16 protein-coding genes are annotated in these 16070 nt (G+C 39.7%); 13 read left to right on the forward strand and 3 right to left on the reverse strand.

The features are described 5' to 3' along the window. The first annotated feature begins 30 nt into the window (after nt 1-30). From IGL36_RS01615 to IGL36_RS01640, 6 genes are all read left to right on the forward strand, one after another. Nucleotides 31-498 (forward strand): MerR family transcriptional regulator, encoded by a 468-nt coding sequence (locus tag IGL36_RS01615; protein WP_002395424.1) that lies wholly within the window; start codon nt 31-33, stop codon nt 496-498. A 130-nt stretch (nt 499-628) separates the two neighbouring features. Continuing rightward, nucleotides 629-1381 carry an IclR family transcriptional regulator gene (locus IGL36_RS01620; protein ID WP_002397543.1) on the forward strand — a complete coding sequence of 251 codons (753 nt, stop codon included), beginning with the start codon at nt 629-631 and terminating at the stop codon, nt 1379-1381. A 160-nt stretch (nt 1382-1541) separates the two neighbouring features. Beyond that, complete coding sequence (locus IGL36_RS01625; RefSeq protein WP_002397542.1) at nt 1542-2189, forward strand: bifunctional 4-hydroxy-2-oxoglutarate aldolase/2-dehydro-3-deoxy-phosphogluconate aldolase; 648 nt, start codon at nt 1542-1544, stop codon at nt 2187-2189. A 4-nt stretch (nt 2190-2193) separates the two neighbouring features. Next, nucleotides 2194-3201, forward strand: a complete 1008-nt coding sequence (locus tag IGL36_RS01630; RefSeq protein ID WP_002397541.1) for a sugar kinase — start codon at nt 2194-2196, stop codon at nt 3199-3201. Between the two features lie 12 nt (nt 3202-3213). Next, nucleotides 3214-4053: a 5-dehydro-4-deoxy-D-glucuronate isomerase gene (kduI, locus tag IGL36_RS01635; RefSeq protein ID WP_002355301.1), complete on the forward strand. Its 840-nt coding sequence runs from the start codon at nt 3214-3216 to the stop codon at nt 4051-4053. A gap of 21 nt (nt 4054-4074) precedes the next feature. Further along, nucleotides 4075-4863: a gluconate 5-dehydrogenase gene (locus tag IGL36_RS01640; RefSeq protein WP_002362994.1), complete on the forward strand. Its 789-nt coding sequence runs from the start codon at nt 4075-4077 to the stop codon at nt 4861-4863. 60 nt (nt 4864-4923) lie between these two features. Here the strand turns inward: IGL36_RS01640 and IGL36_RS01645 are convergent, their stop codons facing one another. Both IGL36_RS01645 and IGL36_RS01650 read right to left on the reverse strand, forming a co-directional pair. Further along, nucleotides 4924-5124 carry a hypothetical protein gene (locus IGL36_RS01645; RefSeq protein WP_002355314.1) on the reverse strand — a complete coding sequence of 67 codons (201 nt, stop codon included), beginning with the start codon at nt 5122-5124 and terminating at the stop codon, nt 4924-4926. A 105-nt stretch (nt 5125-5229) separates the two neighbouring features. Continuing rightward, on the reverse strand, nt 5230-6711 hold the full coding sequence (locus IGL36_RS01650; protein WP_002383692.1) for a peptide MFS transporter: 1482 nt from the start codon (nt 6709-6711) through the stop codon (nt 5230-5232). An 817-nt stretch (nt 6712-7528) separates the two neighbouring features. Between IGL36_RS01650 and IGL36_RS01655 the strand changes: the two genes are divergently transcribed. Further along, entirely contained in the window at nt 7529-8128 is a 600-nt protein-coding gene (locus IGL36_RS01655; protein WP_002355317.1) for a LysM peptidoglycan-binding domain-containing protein, read from the forward strand. A 69-nt stretch (nt 8129-8197) separates the two neighbouring features. Here IGL36_RS01655 and IGL36_RS01660 read toward each other — a convergent pair whose 3' ends face one another. Next, nucleotides 8198-8578, reverse strand: a complete 381-nt coding sequence (locus IGL36_RS01660; protein ID WP_002355318.1) for a PaaI family thioesterase — start codon at nt 8576-8578, stop codon at nt 8198-8200. 110 nt (nt 8579-8688) lie between these two features. Here IGL36_RS01660 and menB point away from each other — a divergent pair, with 110 nt between their 5' ends. Genes menB through menC form a run of 6 tightly spaced genes read left to right on the forward strand, consistent with a single transcriptional unit; the run spans nt 8689 to nt 16033 of the window. Next, nucleotides 8689-9558, forward strand: a complete 870-nt coding sequence (menB, locus tag IGL36_RS01665) for a 1,4-dihydroxy-2-naphthoyl-CoA synthase (RefSeq protein ID WP_002391106.1) — start codon at nt 8689-8691, stop codon at nt 9556-9558. A gap of 4 nt (nt 9559-9562) precedes the next feature. Continuing rightward, nucleotides 9563-11020, forward strand: coding sequence for an o-succinylbenzoate--CoA ligase (locus tag IGL36_RS01670; protein ID WP_002397540.1), 1458 nt, complete (start codon nt 9563-9565; stop codon nt 11018-11020). Further along, nucleotides 11017-12384, forward strand: a complete 1368-nt coding sequence (locus IGL36_RS01675) for an isochorismate synthase (protein WP_002397539.1) — start codon at nt 11017-11019, stop codon at nt 12382-12384. The genes IGL36_RS01670 and IGL36_RS01675 overlap by 4 nt, the downstream gene beginning before the upstream one ends. Then, nucleotides 12384-14117 (forward strand): 2-succinyl-5-enolpyruvyl-6-hydroxy-3-cyclohexene-1-carboxylic-acid synthase, encoded by a 1734-nt coding sequence (gene menD / locus IGL36_RS01680; RefSeq protein WP_002364944.1) that lies wholly within the window; start codon nt 12384-12386, stop codon nt 14115-14117. The genes IGL36_RS01675 and menD overlap by 1 nt, the downstream gene beginning before the upstream one ends. After that, the gene (gene menH / locus IGL36_RS01685; RefSeq protein WP_002364943.1) at nt 14105-14929 is read left to right on the forward strand and encodes a 2-succinyl-6-hydroxy-2,4-cyclohexadiene-1-carboxylate synthase; all 825 of its coding nucleotides are present in this window, start codon (nt 14105-14107) and stop codon (nt 14927-14929) included. The genes menD and menH overlap by 13 nt, the downstream gene beginning before the upstream one ends. Further along, on the forward strand, nt 14930-16033 hold the full coding sequence (menC, locus tag IGL36_RS01690; protein WP_002364942.1) for an o-succinylbenzoate synthase: 1104 nt from the start codon (nt 14930-14932) through the stop codon (nt 16031-16033). It abuts the gene before it with no gap. The last annotated feature ends 37 nt before the right edge of the window (nt 16034-16070 follow it).

Raw genomic sequence — 16070 nt, forward strand, 5'->3', positions numbered from 1 at the left:
GGAAAGGATAAGGGAAAGGAAGTTAAACTAATGTGGTCAAAAATGATTCAGCGTTTGTTAAATGAAGAAAATTTGTTGATAGGAATTAGTGAACTAAGTGAAATTGCTGAAGTTTCGCCACGTCAACTTCGTTATTGGGAAGAAAAAGGGTATATTTCTTCCATTGTGAAAGACGCAAACGGTCCACGGAAATATCGGTTACATACAGTCGTCAAAGTGCATTGGATCAAGCGTTTTTTAGATGAAGGATATACGTTACAAAGTGCGGTGGAAAAAGCAGAAGAGCAGCATCGTAATGTGGGGATGACGAAAAAAATCTTTAGTCAAATGTTTCATGGTATCTCAGAAGTTTGTCCCAATTACGTAGCGATTGATTTGGGCGATTTCGATGAAGAACAAAAATTATATGTCGTATTTAATGAAACCACAGAAGTCAGTGAGTATCTTTTAATCCCTAAGGATGCAGATGTTTCTGATGAGTTAAAGAAAAGAAAATAAGAATGAAATAGGACTGGGAGAAAGACCTGAAGTGAAAGTAAAACGTTACTGAATGAATCTTCGAGTTCTTTTTTTCTTGCAATTTCTTTATTTTTCTATATAATTTCTTATATGGAAAAGGAGGGTTTCGATGAAAGAAACAAAACCTTACGGAACAGTCTTGTTAAAAGCGGCTAAAATCATGGACTGTCTAAGTTTACAACCCGATCAAACCTTACAGGAAATTGCAAAGAATACCGAAATGACGGCATCAACGGCAATCAAAATTTTAGAAACCTTAACATTAATTGGCTATGTTCAAAAAGACACGAACAAAACGTACCGCTTAGGAACAAAATTGATTCGCTATGCGAATCAAAGTGTGGAGCAAATCGATTTAGCTGAAATTGCGGTACCTTATTTAGAAAACCTTCAAAATACGGTCGATGAAACCATTCATTTAGGGATTTTAAATAATAATGAAATTCTGTATATCAATAAATTAGAACCGAAAAATCAAACCATTCGCATGTCCTCGAAAGTGGGAATTACTCGACCTTTGTATAATTCGGCCATGGGTAAAGCCGTTTTAGCAGAATTTACGGAAGAACAAGTGCAACAATATTTAGACACGCAGACATTAATTCCCTATACCGAAAATACGATTACCAATCCCTTGCGTTTGAAAAAAGAATTAAAACAAGTGCAACAAACGGGGGTTGCTTACGATGATGAAGAAATTGAACAAGATATTTTCTGTAGCGGAGTATCTTTAATGAAAGATGGCGAAATTGCGGGTGCTTTTAGTGTAAGCATGCCGAAATATCGTTTGACAGAGGAAAATAAAACGACGATTAATCAAGCCCTTTTAGCGACAAAAGCAGCGATTGAAGCGAAATTATAGTAGAAAAAGAAAGACAAACAAAAGTCGATTGGGATTTTTGTTTGTCTTTCTTTTTTTATTTTTGTAAAAACGTTTGCATTTTCTTTTTTTATCTGTATAATGAAGTTGTGGATTTCTTTATAATAAATATATATTTCTAAATAAGAAATGAGGGAGTCTGTTGAAGCGAGTATCAATTTTACAAAAATTAGAAAATGCTGGCGTGATTGCTGTGGTTCGCGGAAAGACAAAAGAGGAAGCGCTAAAAGCTAGTCAAGCCATTGTAGCAGGCGGTATGCGGGGGATTGAGTTAACCTTTACTGTTCCTCAAGCAACAGAAGTGATTCAGGAATTAGTTGCGTTATACAAAGAGAATCCTGACGTAGTCATTGGTGCGGGGACAGTTTTGGATGCTACGACTGCTCGTTTAGCTATTGTAGCAGGGGCTGAATATATTGTGAGTCCAAGCTTCGATGAAGAAACCGCTAAAATTTGCAATTTATATCAAGTTCCTTACTTGCCAGGCTGTATGACCATCACAGAAATGAAAGAAGCACTGAAAAGCGGAGCAGATATTATTAAACTATTTCCGGGAAGTGTTTATGGACCGAGTGTTATTTCAGCATTTAAAGCGCCATTGCCTCAGTTAAATATTATGCCAACGGGTGGTGTCAGTTTGGAAAATATGGCCGAGTGGTTCGCTGCAGGTGTGACGGCCGTCGGTGTTGGCGGTAATCTGTTAGCGCCAGCAGCAACTGGGGATTTTGAAAAAGTTCGTGAGGTTGCCCAAGCCTATATGGAAAAATTCCAAGCAATCAAAGGGGTGTAGGCACATGGGGAAAGTCGTAACATTGGGAGAAATCATGTTGCGTTTGTCCACGCCTGTCGGAATACGCGTAGCACAAACAGAAAATTTCGCTGTACATTACGGCGGTGGTGAAGCGAATGTAGCGATTTCGTTAGCGAACTATGGCCACCAAGTGACTTTTGCTAGTAAAGTGCCCGATAATTCATTAGGAGAAGCCGCCAAAAAGCATTTAAGTCGTTATGGGGTTTCAACGGAATTTGTACGAACTGGCGGAACACGTCTAGGAACGTATTACTTGGAAACTGGTACAGGAGAACGAGCAGCCAGTGTTGTCTATGATCGCGCCTATTCAAGCTTTGCTCAAATCGAAGAAATGGAATGGGACTTACATGAGCTGTTTTCAGGAGTAGAGATCTTTCATATTTCAGGGATTACAGCGGCGTTATCAAAAACGTGGCAAAGTATGACGGTTGCGCTAGTTAAAGCAGCGAAGCAAGCAGGGTGCCAAGTAAGTTTTGACATTAATTATCGAGGGAAACTTTGGTCCCAGAAAGAAGCGAGCGTGGCATTGAAGGCCATTCTTCCATTTGTTGATATTTGTTCAGCTGGGGTATTAGATGCTCGTTATTTACTGGAGATTCCAGAACCAGAGGAAGAACTTGAAGACGCATTAACGTGGTACTACCGAAAAATGCAAGAACGTTATCCCAACATTCAAGTATTTTATTCAACCAAACGTCAAGTTCACTCAGCGACAGATAATGAATTAATCGGAACGCTATGGTACAAAGGTGCGTATTATACGTCCAAATGTCATCGATTACAACCGATTGTTGACCGTGTCGGTGCCGGTGATGCGTTTGCTGGTGGGGTTTTACATGGTTTATTAGATGCCTATGATCCACAAACCTGTATTGATTTTGCGACAGCGGCTAGTGCGTTAAAACATACTGTCCATGGTGATTGTAATCAATTTAGTCAAAAAGAAGTCCTTGCTTTTTTGGCAACGGGCTCAGGAAAAATAAATAGATAGGAGATTTTAGTTATGCAAAATATGGAAACACGTTATACACATAGTCCGGCGGATATCCGTCACTATTCAACAGAACAATTGAGAGATGAATTTTTAGTAGAGAAAGTTTTTATTCCAGGTGCAATCAGCTTAACCTACACACATAATGATCGGATGATTTTTGGTGGTGTGACACCGACCACAGAAGAATTAGAAATTATTTTGGACAAGGAATTAGGAGTTGATTATTTCTTAGAACGCCGTGAACTAGGGGTTATTAATATTGGGGGACCAGGCTTTATTGAAATTGATGGCGCCAAAGAAACAATGAAAAAACAAGATGGCTATTATATTGGGAAAGAAACAAAACATGTTCGTTTTTCTTCAGAAAACCCTGATAATCCAGCGAAATTTTACATTAGTTGTGTGCCAGCACATCATAAATATCCCAACGTAAAAATTAGTATTGATGAAATTACCCCAATGGAAACGGGTGATCCATTAACATTGAACCAACGTAAAATTTACCAATACATTCATCCGAACGTTTGTGAAAGTTGCCAGTTACAAATGGGTTACACCATTTTAGAACCAGGTAGCGCTTGGAATACAATGCCTTGTCATACACATGAACGTCGTATGGAAGCGTATGTTTATTTTGATATGGAAGAAGATACGCGGATTTTCCACATGATGGGTAAACCAGACGAAACGAAACATTTAGTAATGAGTAATGAACAAGCAGCCATTTCACCAAGCTGGTCAATTCATTCTGGGGTTGGTACAAGTAATTATTCCTTTATTTGGGCCATGTGCGGAGAAAATATTACGTACACAGACATGGATATGGTTGCAATGGATCAATTAAAATAAACCAAAGAAAGAGGAGAAAACATGGAATTTAAAATGAATGATTTTCAATTAGATGGAAAAGTAGCGTTAATTACAGGTGCTGTTTATGGGATTGGCTTTGAGATTGCGAAATCCCTAGCTGAAGCAGGAGCAACAATTGTTTTTAATAACTTATCTCCTGAATCAGTTGAACAAGGTTTGGAAAATTATCGGGCTGCAGGGATTGAAGCACGTGGTTATGTGTGTGATGTCACTGATGAAGAGCAAGTTCAAGCGATGGTTGCTCAGATTAAAGAAGAAGTCGGCTCTATTGATATTTTAGTCAATAATGCGGGAATTATTAAACGAATTCCAATGGTGGATATGTCAGCAGAAGAGTTCCGTCAAGTGATTGATGTTGACTTGAATGCGCCATTTATTATGGCAAAAGCGGTTATTCCAGATATGATTGAAAAGGGCCATGGCAAAATTATCAATATCTGTTCAATGATGAGTGAACTAGGTCGTGAAACAGTTAGTGCGTACGCAGCAGCAAAAGGCGGACTAAAAATGTTAACAAAAAATATTGCTTCTGAATATGGACAATATAATATTCAATGTAATGGGATTGGACCTGGCTACATTGAAACGCCGCAGACGGCACCATTAAGAGAACCAGGGCATCCATTTAACGAATTCATCTTGGGACGAACACCTGCTAATCGTTGGGGCACACCAGCAGACTTAGCTGGCCCAGCAGTTTTCTTAGCATCTAACGCTTCTGACTTTGTTAACGGACATATCTTATATGTCGATGGTGGAATTTTAGCTTATATTGGAAAACAACCATAATAAATAAGTAAAGGAGCGAGACTAGCAATCTCGCTCCTTTTACTTATGGCTAGCCTTCTACTAAAAACTCACATAAAAGAAAGAAGCAATCGCCACAGCAAATGAAATAATAGCAAACACTAAACTACTCCATAGTCCTAACAGAATAAATGGTGAGGTTCTTTTGCCGCCCTCTTTCTTTAAGTAGGAAAATGTCCGTCCAGTAACAATGAATTGCCAGATACTAATCAATAAAAAAATACCGCCAATTAAGTAACGCATGTCCTCGTCCTCCTTCTATTTAGTATACCACTTGATGAAAGCGTTATCAAAACGCTGTATAAAAAAGTTGCCTTTCAAAAAAGAGAAAGGCAACTTTTTGACGGTTTAACGGACGTCACCCATTAAGTTTTGGATTGGTTTTTTCACAATGAATAAGAGAATCCCAGCAACGACAGCTACAAGTCCGACAATTCCAAAATATGCTGACTCTGTTCCAGGTGTATAGAAACGAGCAATTTGAGCGTTAATGGCTTGTGAAGCGGCATCTGCTAATAACCAAATAGCAACGGTTTGAGCTTCGAAAGCTTTCGGTGCTAATTTTGTAGTAATCGATAAGCCAACGGGAGATAAACACATTTCTCCGACAATCATAATGAAGAAACTAAAGAATAACCAAAGTGGACTCACCCGTCCTTCGGTACCATAAAGTATACCTGGCAACATTAATAAGACGAAGGAAAGACCAGCAAAGACTAGCCCTAGTGAAAACTTCACAACTGTTGATGGTTGACGTTTGCCTAGTTTTGTCCATAATGTAACAAAAATAGGGGTCAAAATAACTACGAATACAGGATTTAATGATTGGAACCAGCTAGCGGCAATCGGGAAGCCAAACAAACTCGTTTGCGTCCGTTCATTTGCAAATAGAGCAAGAATAGACGAACCTTGTTCTTCCAATGACCAGAAAACAATTGCTGCTAAGAATAATGGCAAATAAGCCAGAACTTTTGGTTTTTCTTCAGCAGTGACATCTTTAGACGTTAACATTTTGCTGAAATAATAAACAGGTAACAGGATTCCTAACACGCTGATGGTATTAATAAAGAAATCAATTGTTAAATGTCCTGTGACATAGGCGCCACCAAAAATAAGTAAAGCAACGACAATTGCCAACATAAATGCTTTAGCAAATTTCTTTTGCTCTTCTTTAGACATTGGATTAGTTGGGGCCTGACCAATCCCAGCCAGAGATTTACGTCCTTGGAAATAATATTGTAGTAGCCCGAAGAACATCCCTACTGCGGCAACGGAAAAGCCTAAATGATAATTATATTCTTGTCCTAAAGTTCCGACAACAAGGGGAGCGATTAAGGCTCCGATATTAATCCCCATGTAAAAAATGGAGAAGCCTGCATCTCTACGTAAGTCAGTTTTTGAATAAAGATGGCCAACCATCCCTGAAACGTTTGGTTTTAACATCCCAGTCCCAAATACAATTAACATAATAGAAACGAATAAGGCGGGGACACCAAATGGGGTAGCTAGAACAATATGTCCAGCAATGATTAACAAACCACCAATAAAAACAGTTTTCCTTGAACCTAAGACACGGTCAGAGACCCAACCGCCAATGATACTGGACATGAAAACCATTGATCCATAAATGGACATGATGGCTAAGGCAGTTGCTTTGGGGAGACCTAAACCGCCATTGGCTACGGTATCGTAAATGTAATACATTAGAATAGCACGCATGCCGTAGTAACTGAAACGTTCCCACATTTCTGTGAAGAACAGTGTTGCTAGTCCTTTCGGTTGTCCCAGAAAGGATTTGTCTAATTTCTCAAGTTGTTCTTTGTCACTCATAGATAAAACTCCAATTCTTATAATATTCAGAATATTTGATAATAAAATGACTTAAATGTAGATTCATATATTTTATTACTCATAGATTGGAAAATAGAAAGAGAAAAAACTGATTATGTTTTTAAATAACAAGCGTTCGAGCGATTGTTTGTTTTTTATTCGTGAATTATGATAAAAATGAATATTTATTCTGCTTTATTTTCAATACTTTGTTTTCATAGTTGCTTTAGCTGTTCCTTTTTTGAATAAGATTAAAATGAATAAATAACAAGCAAAATATAAGATTTTTTTGTTTAACTCTTTTTGTTTCAATAGGAAGTGCTTAGTGTTTTTTCAGAATTGAAAAATGAATACGACAAAAAAATTATCTATATAATAGAAGGAAAAATAAAAATAGTGAATGATAAAAAAATTCAAAGAAAACACCTGTTCTTTTTAGGCGTGAGTTTTTGAAAAAAACATTCTCATGTCTAGTATATTTAACATTTTGTTACTTTTTGACTGAAACGAATGTAAAAAAACCGACATTTAAGGGCTAATCAAGGGTTAGAAAACGGTTTCTCGAAAATAAAATCCTGTTTTTTTAACTTTTTTTCGCAAAATATAAACAGGATAATATCAAGCTTCCAGCAGCTTTTTATTACAAAATGTAACAAAACCGACATTCTAGTAATAAATTGTCACGAGATATTCACCTACGGCCGGCCATTCGATGATAAAGTATGTGAAGTCGTTTCGATAAAGCGAAGCAGACGTGGTTGTTGCCGAGTGCTAAGAGCAACAATCAAATATTTTTAATTACAAAGGAGAAACATACATGAAATCAATCAAAACGATTTTACTTGGAACAACTTTGGCCGCAGGTTTAGGATTATTCTTAGGAACAGACGCAAACGCAGAAAGCTTATATACAGTTAAAGCAGGAGATACTTTATCAACAATTTCTCATCAATTTGCAGGAGACAATAGCTTAATTCAAAAAATTGCTTCTGATAACAAATTGCCAAACCTTGATTTAATTTTTGAAGGAGAACAATTAGTTATTCGTTCAGAAAAAGAAGTTGCTAATACTCCAGCACCAGCTGTAGAAGTTGCACCAGTTCAACAAGTAGTTGAACAACCTGTTGCACAACCAGTACAACAAGAAGTACAACAACCTGTTGCTCAAGAAGTAGCGCAACCAGCAGCACCTGCCGCAAGCAGTGATGCAAAAGAGTGGATCGCACAACGTGAATCTAGTGGTTCTTACGATGCAACAAACGGTCAGTATATCGGTCGTTACCAATTATCTGCCTCTTATTTAAATGGTGACTATTCACCTGCCAACCAAGAACGCGTGGCAGATCAGTACGTAGCAGGTCGCTATGGTTCATGGGATGCAGCTAAATCATTCTGGTTAGCAAATGGTTGGTACTAAAATTAAATAAACGAAGTAATCTAATTACTTATTAAAAACCATAAACAAAAAAACAGTAACCTGTAAAGATTACTGTTTTTTTTGTCGATTTGTTAAGGTACAACGCCCAACGCTCGTCAATTGGTGGTCTGCGTTATAAATTTTTGCTTCCCAAACTTGAAGGGTCTTTCCCGAGTGATCGGGCGTCGCAATCACGGTAAGGCTACCATCATGGACACTACGAAGATGATTTACTTGTAAGTCTATGCCGACAGCAAAAGTGTTTTCAGGAACGTTTTCGTTCGCACCTAAACTACAGGCAGTTTCAATTAAGACGCCGTTTAAGCCCCCGTGGACAAGGCCATAGGGTTGTTTATGCACGTCTTTTACCGTTAAAGTAAGCTGACATTTCTCAGCAGAAACCTGTTGAATCGTGATGCCTAAATACTCTAAAAGATGAATAGTAATCAGTCCTTTCTAATAAAAGAGAGAATAAAAGGTTTTTTATTTATTATACAGGAATGAAGAAAATTTGAAATAGCCATGTTTTTTCTTAAAATTCAAGCGACTTTTTCTCTAAAGTGCCGATTCTTGTGTATAATAGAAAAGATGAGATTAATGAAGGAGGTTTCCTAATGAGAAACTGGACAACAATTAAAGAATATGATGAAATTTTATTTGAGCAAGCAGGCAAAGTAGCAAAAATTACTATCAACCGCCCGCATGTTCACAACGCATTCACACCAAAAACAGTCATGGAAATGATTGATGCATTCAACATTAGTCGTGATAAAGAAGATGTCGGGGTTATTATTTTAACAGGCGCAGGTGACCAAGCATTCTGTTCTGGTGGCGATCAAAAAGTTCGAGGTAATGGTGGTTACGTTGGCGAAGACAACATTCCACGTTTAAATGTGTTAGATTTACAACGGTTAATCCGTGTCATTCCCAAACCAGTCATCGCAATGGTGAAAGGCTGGTCCATTGGTGGCGGCAATGTTTTACAATTAGTTTGTGATTTAACAATTGCGGCGGAAAATGCTAAGTTTGGGCAAACAGGACCAAATGTCGGTAGCTTTGATGGTGGATACGGCTCAGGTTACTTAGCGCGTGTTATCGGCCATAAAAAAGCAAAAGAAGTTTGGTTTATGTGTAAACAGTATTCTGCTCAAGAAGCTTTAGATATGGGCTGGATTAATACCGTTGTTCCATTGGATCAAGTAGAAGATGTGACAATGGAGTGGGCAGAAGAAATGTTAACCAAAAGCCCGATTGCTTTACGGATGATTAAAGCCTCTTTAAATGCCGATACAGATGGCTTGGCTGGTGTGCAACAATTAGCTGGTGATGCGACACTTCTTTACTATACAATGGCTGAAGCACAAGAAGGCCGAGATGCATTTAAAGAAAAACGGACACCAGATTTCGATCAATTCCCTAAATTCCCATAAACCAATGACTTGGTTAAATAAACAAGTACAAAAACGTCCCGATCATCCTGCTTTTTATTTTCAGGATGAATCTTGGACGTTTTTAGAAGTGCAACAAGAAGTCAGCCATTGGGTAACCACATATCAACAGGTGCTTGCACCAGAAGAAAAACGTGTGGCTTTATTCAGTAAGAACAGCAAAGAGTTGTATTTTTCAATTCTAGCCTTATGGGAATTGGGGAAAGAGTTATTATTTTTAAATACGCATTTGACACTTGCTGAACTGACTTTTCAGTTAAAAGATGCGCAAGTTAAAACGATTATTGGTGCGCCTGAAACGCAGGCTTTGTTAGAGGAGATTTCTTTTGTCGACGTTCAGCCAATGGTTAAAAAACAGCATAGTCTTTCACATCAGGAGTTTCAACAGCCAAGTGACTTAGAGTCGGTGGCTTCTATTATGTATACATCTGGAACTACAGGACAGCCTAAAGGGGTCTTGCAACGGTTTAAAAATCATTTGGCCAGTGCTAGAGGCACTCAAGAAAATATGGGGATTACTGCTGAAGATTGTTGGTTGTGTGCAGTCCCATTATTTCACATTAGCGGATTGTCGATTGTTGTTCGACAACTCGTCTTAGGTTGTAGTATTCGCCTTTACGATAAATTTGATGAACAGCAAGTGACACAAGATTTACAAGAAGGCCGTGGAACCGTCATTTCAGTGGTTGCGACAATGTTACAACAATTATTGTCTGTCTATCCTGGAGCTGGCTACAGCGCCAGCTTTAAAGGAATGCTATTAGGCGGCGGACCGATTGCTCCGGATAAATTAGCGCAGTGTGAGGAAAAAGGGATTCCAGTCATTCAATCTTACGGGATGACGGAAACGTGTTCGCAAGTTGTTGCCTTGAAATTTGAAGATGCGGCGCTGAAAATCGGCTCTGCTGGGCAACCGTTAAAAGATATGCAGATCAAAATTGTTGATGAACTAGGACAAGAACAGCCAGAAAAGCAAGTCGGGGAAATTTTACTTAAGGGACCAAACGTTGTTTCAGGTTACCTTAACCATCGTCAACCTGAAAAATGGACAGCAGATGGTTGGTTTAAAACAGGCGACATGGGCTATTTAGATGCACAAGGTTACCTGTATTTGGTTAGCCGTTTAAGTGAACTCATTATCTCTGGTGGTGAAAATATTTACCCCACTGAGGTTGAACAGGTGTTACAGGCGATAACAGGAATTAAAGCAGCGGCAGTGGTAGGAGAACCAGATGCGCAATGGGGAGCCGTTCCAGTTGCTTATGTGATTAGTGACCAAGAACTCACCTTAGCGCAAATTCAAGACCAGTGTTCACGAAAACTGGCAAAATATAAACGACCGAAACGCATTTATTTTTGTCATTCTTTCCCGCAAACAGCGAGTGGAAAGATTGCCAAACATCGTTTCATGACAGAAGAAAGAGAGGCGTTTTTAATCAGATGAAATTGCCTGATGAATTACGACAAGCCTATCAGAAGAATGCCCGTCAGTTCAGTTGGGTTTTTCCATTAGAAACAGAACAAACAGCCTTGGCAATTTTTGCCGCTGGTGAAAAGGCATACCGAGGAGAACGTTTTTTTTGGCAAACGCCGAAAAAAGATTTTGCTTTGGTTGGCTTCGGATATGAAACTATCTTAAAAGGCGCAGAAACAGAAACGCAGCAATTGAACAACTTTTTAAAAAAAGAGGCGGCAACTCGTTTTCAAAATATGTCTATTTCTGGTACGGGGGCTCTTCTGTTTGGCGGTTTGCCTTTTGATACAGAACAAACGCCTACTGAGGCCTGGGGAGAGTTAGGGGAAGGTTGGTTTTATCTACCAAGTATTCTATTTACTTTTTCAGGTTCACGTATTTATGGAACGCTGAACTTTTCAGGTTCTAGTGAACAAGAAGTCGAGGAACGTTGGTCGACTTTGGTGGCTCAGTTTGATCGCTTGTTAGCTACCTGTGAGGAGTTGCCAGCTGTAGCGGAAACAAAGATTGACAAGGAAGAAGTTGCCGTGACTGAATGGCTACAAGCTGTCAACGAAACAGTAGCAGTCTTAAGAGAAGATGGCCCTTTAAAAAAAGTGGTTTTGGCTCGACAACTTGCTGTGAGCAGTCCTGAAAAAATTCGAAGTAACCAAGTGCTCGTTAATTTAATGGCACAACAACAAAATACGTATTTGTTTGCTTTGGAAGCCAATGACACAAGTTTCATTGGTGCAACACCAGAACGACTTCTGTTGGGTACTAGAGAAACGTTTGCGACCGCTTGTATTGCAGGAACCATTAAAACGGGTCAAACATCAGAAGAAACGAAAGCTTTAGGAGCACAACTTTTACAAGACCGCAAAAATACCGGAGAACACCAAATTGTGGTGGAACGTTTAGCGAAAGAGTTGGCAAAGATGACGACTTCTGAAAACAGTATTCAAGCACCCATTATTTTGGAAAATCGAGATGTACAACATCTTTATGTGCCAATCTCGGGTCAACGTAAGCCGGGAATTTCGTTCTTGGAAAGTGTGATGCAGTTACACCCAACGCCAGCTTTAGGCGGTGAGCCCAAAGAGTTGGCAGTCGAATGGATTCGACAATATGAGCCAGGGAGTCGTGGGTTATATGGTGCGCCAATCGGTTGGATTTCAGGGAATGATGATAGTGGCGAGTTTGCTGTGGCCTTGCGTTCAGGTGTCTTTGCTGGTCAGCAAGGCGTTCTTTATGCAGGTTGTGGTATTGTTGCGGATTCCCAAGCAGAGCTAGAAAGAGAAGAAACGAAAATAAAATTTCAACCGATGTTACGAGGAATTGGAGGGCAGGTTTAATGAATCATCAAGAAACAATGACCGATTATTTAATGGCCTTTATTGAAGGCTTAAAAAATAGTGGGGTTGAACAAGCAGTCATTAGTCCAGGGTCCCGTTCCACACCACTGGCTTTATTACTTCATCGGGAAACCGCAATCCAAACTTTTGTCGATGTCGATGAACGTTCCGCTGCTTTTTTTGCTTTAGGATTAAGTAAAGCGAGTCAAAAACCAGTGGTCTTACTTTGTACCTCTGGAACAGCAGCTGCAAACTATTATCCAGCAATTTGTGAAGCCAATATTAGCCATGTGCCTTTAGTCGTTTTAACAACAGATCGGCCGCATGAGTTACGTCAAGTTGGCGCTCCTCAAGCCATGGAGCAATTACAAATGTATCAAAATCACGTGAAATTATTTGTTGAAATGGCTTTGCCAGAAGCAACAGAAGAGATGTTGAATTACGCCTATTGGCAAGGCGCTAAAGGAGCAGCATTCGCGCAACAAACGCCTGCAGCACCTGTTCATTTGAATTTTCCTTTGCGGGAACCATTATTACCTGACTTGGAGAGAAAAACAAAGAGTTCTCAACAAACGGCTTTATTCGCTGGTCAATCAATCCTTTCTACAGAACAAGTGCAACAGTTAGCGGATCAATGGTACCAGAAAAACGGCGTTTTGGTTGTCGGTGGCAGTCATACAGAGGAAGAAGCGGCGTTATTTATTCAATTAGCCGAAGCTTTGCAATGGCCGTTACTAGCGGATCCTTTAGCAAACATTGTGACACATGGGCAAAATAGTGAAGTTGTTATTGCACATAGTGATCTGTTTCTAAATGTGGCAACCTTGCCACAAGAACCAGAAGTGGTAGTGCGTTTTGGTTCGCTGCCAATTTCTAAAAATATCATGTTATGGTTGAAACGCTTAGCAACGACAGAGACTGCTTTTTATTTTGTGGACGAAAATGGGCAATGGCAAGAGCAATTGAAAAAATCACAAACCGTTATTCAGGCAAAGGAAACCACGTTTGTAGAACAACTACTAACGGTTGTCAAATCAACAGAAGCGACTTGGTTAGCACAATGGCTCCTGCTGGAAAAAACGGTCTCTGAAGTTCTTCTAGAAACGCTGAACGCGACAGAATTAAATGAAACAACAGCCAGCTTAGCTGTTCACCAAACGATGAAAGAGAACGGTCAGTTATTTGTATCTAATAGTATGGCTATCCGCTACTTAGATCGATTTATGGATAGTCGCCCTTATCGGATGTTTGGAAATCGCGGCATCAACGGGATTGATGGGATTGTTTCAACTGCTTTAGGAATGAGTGCCGTAGCACCGACACAGCAAAACGTTCTACTGATTGGTGATTTAGCGCTATATCATGATATGAATGGTTTATTTTTGGCTAAACGTTATCAGTTGCCGTTAACAATTGTTTTATTAAATAACAATGGTGGCGGGATTTTCTCTTTTCTATCTCAACGAACTTTACGTGAGGACGATTTCGAGCCTTTATTTGGAACACCGCTTGATTTAGATTTTTCGTTAGTTGCTGAACTTTACGGTGCTTCGTATCAAGAAGTCAAAACAATCGTGGAGCTCAAGCAAACTTTACAAGCAGCGGCTGAAGAACCACAATTTCAAGTGATCGAAGTCAAAGGAAATCGTCAAGAGAATGTTCATTTGTACGAATCAATTTTAGCTGAAATTGGTAGACGAGTAGAAAGACAGGGGATTTCATGGAACGGTTAATTCGGGGGATGCAGTACCATTATCAATGGTTAACACCTTTTGATGCAAAGCGAACGACAGTAGTCTGTTTACACGGTTTCACAGGAACGTTAGCCACGTTTGCAGCCGTTTTTCCCAGTCAAACACCTTATAACGTTTTAGGCATTGATTTACCTGGGCATGGCGCGACTGCTAGTTTGGTAGCACCAGAGCGTTATACCATGAAACAGGTTTGCCATGATCTTGCTGAACTAACCGAATCGCTAAATTTGCCTTGCTTTTGTTTATTAGGCTATTCAATGGGCGCTCGAACAGCTTTAGGTTTTGCATTACATTATCCACAAAAGGTACAGCATCTTTTATTGGAAAGTGGATCACCAGGTTTGGCCACCGCCGCAGAACGTCAGGCTCGTATCTGTCAAGATCATCGTTTGGCGGAACGTCTCTTAGAGGAACCGCTGGTGGATTTTATTGATTTTTGGCAAGAATTACCGTTATTTCAAACGCAAAAAGCCTTGTCTGTGGCACAGCAAATGGCCATTCGTCAGGAACGTTTGAGCCAATCGGCCTTTGGATTGGCTAGTAGTTTGTGGTATATGGGCACAGGAGCGCAAGAGAGTTACTGGGAACGTCTAGCAGAATTGCAGCCGATTCCTACCGATTTATTGGTAGGCGGCGAAGATCAAAAATTTATTGGGATTGCGAAAAAAATGCAGGCACGTCAACCGTTGTTGAGGCTGACAATTTTTCCTGAAGCAGGACATTGTATCCATTTGGAACAACCAACGATTTTCTATGAAAAGGTGACAGCGTTATTGGAAGGAGCCATCTGAATGAACATTCAATCAATTGAAACCTATCAGGTTCGTTTGCCTTTAAAAACGCCGTTTGTCACGAGCTATGGTCGCCTGGAAGAAAAAGCGTTTGATCTATTTGTAATAACGGATGAGCAAGGAAATCAAGGGTTTGGCGAATTAGTGGCTTTTGAGCAACCTGATTATGTGCAAGAAACGTTGGTAACCGAACGCTTCATCATCCAACAGCATTTAATTCCGTTACTTTTAACAGAAGCGCTTGAACAGCCGCAAGAGGTTTCAACAATTTTTGAAGAAGTTAAAGGACATTGGATGGGAAAAGCTGCGTTAGAAACTGCCATCTGGGATTTATATGCCAAACGGCAACAGAAGAGTTTAACTGAATTTTTTGGACCAACGCGGAGGAAAATTCCTGTAGGGATTAGTTTAGGGATTCAAGAAGACTTACCTCAATTACTTAAACAAGTTCAGTTAGCTGTAGAAAAAGGGTATCAACGAGTGAAGCTGAAAATTCGTCCCGGTTATGATGTGGAACCTGTTGCTTTGATTCGTCAGCATTTTCCTAACTTGCCTTTAATGGTCGATGCCAATTCAGCGTATACATTGGCTGATTTGCCTCAATTACAACGTTTAGATCACTATCAATTAGCGATGATTGAACAGCCTTTTGCTGCAGATGATTTTTTAGACCACGCACAATTACAAAGAGAACTGAAGACAAGAATTTGTTTGGATGAAAATATTCGTAGTCTCAAAGACTGCCAAGTGGCGTTAGCATTGGGCAGTTGCCGTAGTATCAATTTGAAGATTCCTCGTGTAGGTGGGATTCACGAGGCGTTGAAGATTGCCACATTTTGCCAAGAAAATGATTTATTGGTTTGGTTAGGTGGCATGTTTGAGTCTGGTGTTGGTCGCGCATTGAATTTGCAATTTGCGTCACAGCCTACCTTTTCCTTTCCAGGTGATATTTCAGCAACGGAACGCTATTTTTATGAAGATATCATCACGGAACCTTTTATTTTAGAGCAAGGGACAATGACCGTGCCTCAGGGACTTGGTATTGGTGTTACACTTTCCCAGACGAATTTGCTAAAATACAGTCAGTATCAAAAAATCATGTAATGATAACAAAATTGCGCCTATGACTATGCAGAGAAGC

The organism is Enterococcus sp. AZ011 (genome assembly GCF_050548355.1).
Lineage (GTDB): Bacteria > Bacillota > Bacilli > Lactobacillales > Enterococcaceae > Enterococcus > Enterococcus faecalis.

What these genes read in the sequence shown, in the direction of transcription:
- IGL36_RS01615 (WP_002395424.1), top strand. Translation starts at nt 31, where the DNA reads ATGTGGTCAAAAATGATTCAGCGTTTGTTAAATGAAGAAAATTTGTTG.
- IGL36_RS01620 (WP_002397543.1), top strand. Translation starts at nt 629, where the DNA reads ATGAAAGAAACAAAACCTTACGGAACAGTCTTGTTAAAAGCGGCTAAA.
- IGL36_RS01630 (WP_002397541.1), top strand. Translation starts at nt 2,194, where the DNA reads ATGGGGAAAGTCGTAACATTGGGAGAAATCATGTTGCGTTTGTCCACG.
- kduI (WP_002355301.1), top strand. Translation starts at nt 3,214, where the DNA reads ATGCAAAATATGGAAACACGTTATACACATAGTCCGGCGGATATCCGT.
- IGL36_RS01640 (WP_002362994.1), top strand. Translation starts at nt 4,075, where the DNA reads ATGGAATTTAAAATGAATGATTTTCAATTAGATGGAAAAGTAGCGTTA.
- IGL36_RS01645 (WP_002355314.1), bottom strand. Translation starts at nt 5,124, where the DNA reads ATGCGTTACTTAATTGGCGGTATTTTTTTATTGATTAGTATCTGGCAA.
- IGL36_RS01650 (WP_002383692.1), bottom strand. Translation starts at nt 6,711, where the DNA reads ATGAGTGACAAAGAACAACTTGAGAAATTAGACAAATCCTTTCTGGGA.
- IGL36_RS01655 (WP_002355317.1), top strand. Translation starts at nt 7,529, where the DNA reads ATGAAATCAATCAAAACGATTTTACTTGGAACAACTTTGGCCGCAGGT.
- IGL36_RS01670 (WP_002397540.1), top strand. Translation starts at nt 9,563, where the DNA reads ATGACTTGGTTAAATAAACAAGTACAAAAACGTCCCGATCATCCTGCT.
- IGL36_RS01675 (WP_002397539.1), top strand. Translation starts at nt 11,017, where the DNA reads ATGAAATTGCCTGATGAATTACGACAAGCCTATCAGAAGAATGCCCGT.
- menD (WP_002364944.1), top strand. Translation starts at nt 12,384, where the DNA reads ATGAATCATCAAGAAACAATGACCGATTATTTAATGGCCTTTATTGAA.
- menH (WP_002364943.1), top strand. Translation starts at nt 14,105, where the DNA reads ATGGAACGGTTAATTCGGGGGATGCAGTACCATTATCAATGGTTAACA.
- menC (WP_002364942.1), top strand. Translation starts at nt 14,930, where the DNA reads ATGAACATTCAATCAATTGAAACCTATCAGGTTCGTTTGCCTTTAAAA.